The following is a 3,391-nucleotide window of genomic DNA, read 5'->3' on the forward strand; positions in this document are numbered from 1 at the left end:
GGTCCTTCGGCGCCCGCCTCGCCGGGGCACTCGTCGCGGTGCACGAGGCGGGCGCCGAAGGACCGGACCGTGGCCACCGGCAGCGGGCCCCGCGCTTCGACGGCCTCGCCCAGCGAGGGGCCGGGCACGAACGCGGTGGCCAGCCAGGGCTCGCGGGCCTCGGTGTCGGCCCCCGTGACCGGGACCACCCACGGCCCGGCGATCCGGGCAGCGGCCTCGGCCTCGCGCCGGAACCGGGCGCGGAATCCGGGGTCGGCGGCGTGCTCGGCGCGGATCACCTTCACGGCGGCGAGCGCCCCGCCCGCCGAACGGGCCAGGTAGACCACGCCCATGCCGCCCGCACCGAGCCGGACCAGGGTGCGGAACTCGCCGATGGTGCGCGGGTCGTCCGAGGTGAGGGGCCGCATGACGGTCAGGTCTCGGACCTGGGCGCGGCCCCCAGGTGGACGAAGCGCCCGTCCCGCACTCCGTAGAGGTAGGCGTCCGCCCCCTTGAGCCGGTGGCTCTCGTCGAAGGCGTACGTCCGGGAGACGCCCATGTACGAGGAGTCGGCGATCTTCGCCACGAGCGCGGTCCGGGTCGGCCGCACCGGCTTGGCACCGTTTCCGGCGAGGGCGGTGACGGCGGCGGTCACGAGCCCGGCCGCGTCGTACGCCTCGGCGGCCCAGCGCGCGGGGGCGGAGCCGTACCTCGATCGGTGGGCCGCCGCGAACTCCTTGGCGCCCGGGGCCGAGGCGTCGGTGTAGGGAGCGGTGAACTCCCAGCCTTCGGCGGCCCGTCCGGCGTCCTTGAGGAAGCGCGCCTCCATGGCCGTGTGCATGGCCATCCGGGGCCCCTTGAAGGTGGTGGCCGCGAGGGCGTGTGCGGTGCGGGCGGCCCCGGCCGCGTCGCCCGCGTAGAAGAAGGCGTCGCTGGCGTGCTGAAGCATGTCCTCGATGACCGGAGCCAGTTCCTTGGTACCGCCGGGAATCACGCGCGGATAGGTGGTGCCGGTGGTGATCACGCTCGTCTGCATGTTGGTGAGGTAGCCGACCTGGTAGGCGGACTGACCGCCCGCGCGGTCGAGCAGCACCCCGAGCCGTTCGACGTCCGGCCGGAGCACCAGCCGGTTGATGACGGGCTCGCACAGCACAGCGTCGGACGGTGCCGCCTGGAAGAAGGACTTCCTGGGCTGGGCCGTATAGGTGATCTGCAGCGAGGAGACGGTGACGACCGGCAGCATCGCCTCGTCGTAGACGGTGAGGACGGCGTCGGTGGTGCGGTCACCGGTGGGGCCCACCACGGCGAGCACGTCGCGGTCGCGGGTGAACTGTGTGGCGGCCCGGACCGCCCGGGTGACGTCACCGCGGTCGTCGAGTGCCTTGACGGTCAGGGTGAAGGACTTGTCGGCACGGGAGTTGAACTGTTCGACGGCCAGCCGCACCCCGCGTTCCTGGGCCCGCCCGGCGGCGCTCCGCGGGCCGGACAGGTCCGCCTGTACGCCGATGGTCCAGGCCCGTTCGCCGGACTTGGCCGCTCCGGAGTCCGCGTTGTCGTCACGCAGCCACTCCCGTACGGCGAAGCCGCCGGCTGCCGCGACGACGACACCGCCGCCTGCCAGCAGCAGTCTTCGTCGGCCTGGAAGGGTTCCGGGCGGCGGCGGCCCCTGATCGGCGACGGTGGGGTCGATGGCGGGCAGGTCGAGCATGGCGGCGGACCGGTCGGCGATCAGCGCCACGACAGCTCCCGGCAGCCAGTCGAGGGAGCCGTTCGGCGCGTCCTCGGCGATGCGTGCGTCGAGTGCGGCCGCGGTGGGCCGCTCTTCCGGCTCCTTGGCCAGCAGGGCGCCGAGCAGTGAGCGGAGTCCGGGGTCCTCGATCCCTTCGAGGTCGGGTTCGTCGTGCACGGTCCGGTAGAGCAGTGCCTCGACGGCGCCGCTGCCGAACGGCGGCCGTCCGGTCGCGGCGTACGCCAGGAGGCAGCCGAGGGAGAAGAGGTCACTCGCGGGCCCGGCCGCCGTACCGCCCCCGGTGGCCTGCTCCGGCGAGAGGAAGCCGGGGGTCCCCACGACGAGGCCGGTGGCGGTGAGCGCCGTGGCGTCGGCGGCCCGTGCGATGCCGAAGTCGATCAGGCGCGGCCCGTCGACCGCGAGCAGGACGTTTCCCGGCTTGACGTCCCGGTGCACAAGTCCCGCCGCGTGTACGGCGGTCAGTGCGCGGGAGAGCAGCCGGCCGAGCACCCGGACGCCGCGGGCGGGCAGCGGCCCGCAGCGGGCGACGGCCTCCGAAAGCGCCGGTCCCGGCACGAACGCCGTGGCCAGCCAGGGGCGTTCGCCCTCCGTCTCGGCGCCGGTGACCGCGACCGCCCACGGGGACTCCACCCGGCGGGCGGCCTCGACCTCGCGGCGGAACCGGGCCCGGAAGCCCTCGTCCTCGGCGAACTCCGGCAGGATCACCTTGATCGCGGCCAGGGCTCCGCCGTCCGTGCGGCCGAGGTAGACGACGCCCATGCCACCGGCGCCGAGCCGCCCGAGCAGCCGGTGTCCGCCGATCGTCGCGGGGTCCGCGGGACGCAGCTGTTCCATCACGCTCTCCGCTCTCTCACTTCTGCTTCTCGACAGCGGCCTTGAGCCGCAGGAGCATGGCCGCCTGGGCCCGGGTCGTCAGCACGTCGATCTCCTCGCCGGTCCACCCCTTGGCCCCCTTGCCGGTCACCGCCACGGTGAACTGGAGGGTCTGCGCCTGCTGCCAGACGTACGGGAAGGGGCCACCGAGCGTGGAGCTCCGGTACGTCCCGGTCTCGATCAGCGCGTCCTCGGAGTTGTTCTGCCTGCTCTCGCCGTGTGCCAGCGAGGCGGAGACCAGCGACCCGATCAGTTCGCCCTTCCGCAGCTGCTGCGTGGGGCAGCGCATCGTCTCCTCCACCGATTCCGCCATCTCCCACTGCGCGTCCACGCGGCCGCGGTGCACGGTGACGACGGCGGAGAGCCGCATGGGCCCCTTGCCGCCGGCCGCGGGCACCTCGAAGGAGCGGCTGCGGGTGGCGAGGACGCTGCGCACCGGCTTCTTCTGCTGCCAGACGCAGTCGGTGCCGAGCACGGGCCAGGTGGCCGGGCCGCTCTGGTACGGGCTGCGCTTGGTCACTTCCGGTCCGAAGTCGGCGGGGTCCGCGATGACCCGGCCAGGCTGCCCACGTCCCGCGGTGACGCGCCCGACTTCACCGGCCGGGTCATCCCGGACCCCGCCGACTTCGGCCCGGCAGTGACCAAGCGCAGCCCGTACCAGAGCGGCCCGCCCACCTGGCCCGTGCTCGGCACCGACTGCGTCTGGCAGCAGAAGAAGCCGGTGCGCAGCGTTCTCGCCACCCGCAGCCGCTCCTTCCAGGTGCCCGCGGCCGGCGGCAAGGGGCCCAT

General features: G+C 74.0%; 3 protein-coding genes. All 3 read right to left on the reverse strand.

Annotated features, from left to right (window positions below):
• A partial coding sequence (locus tag J1C73_RS13600; protein ID WP_504743463.1) for a protein kinase family protein occupies positions 1 to 407 on the reverse strand: 407 nt, incomplete at its 3' end.
• A gap of 5 nt (positions 408 to 412) precedes the next feature.
• The gene (locus tag J1C73_RS13605; protein WP_207316594.1) at positions 413 to 2,563 is read right to left on the reverse strand and encodes a bifunctional serine/threonine-protein kinase/ABC transporter substrate-binding protein; all 2,151 of its coding nucleotides are present in this window, start codon (positions 2,561 to 2,563) and stop codon (positions 413 to 415) included.
• A 16-nt stretch (positions 2,564 to 2,579) separates the two neighbouring features.
• Complete coding sequence (locus J1C73_RS13610; protein ID WP_372446682.1) at positions 2,580 to 3,314, reverse strand: hypothetical protein; 735 nt, start codon at positions 3,312 to 3,314, stop codon at positions 2,580 to 2,582.
• Between the last annotated feature and the right edge of the window lie 77 nt (positions 3,315 to 3,391).

The sequence above is a fragment of the Streptomyces laculatispora genome, assembly GCF_017353455.1.
Taxonomy (GTDB): domain Bacteria; phylum Actinomycetota; class Actinomycetes; order Streptomycetales; family Streptomycetaceae; genus Streptomyces; species Streptomyces laculatispora.

Excerpts from the sequence above, each read along its gene's own strand:
- J1C73_RS13605 (WP_207316594.1), bottom strand. The coding sequence starts at position 2,563 with ATGGAACAGCTGCGTCCCGCGGACCCCGCGACGATCGGCGGACACCGG.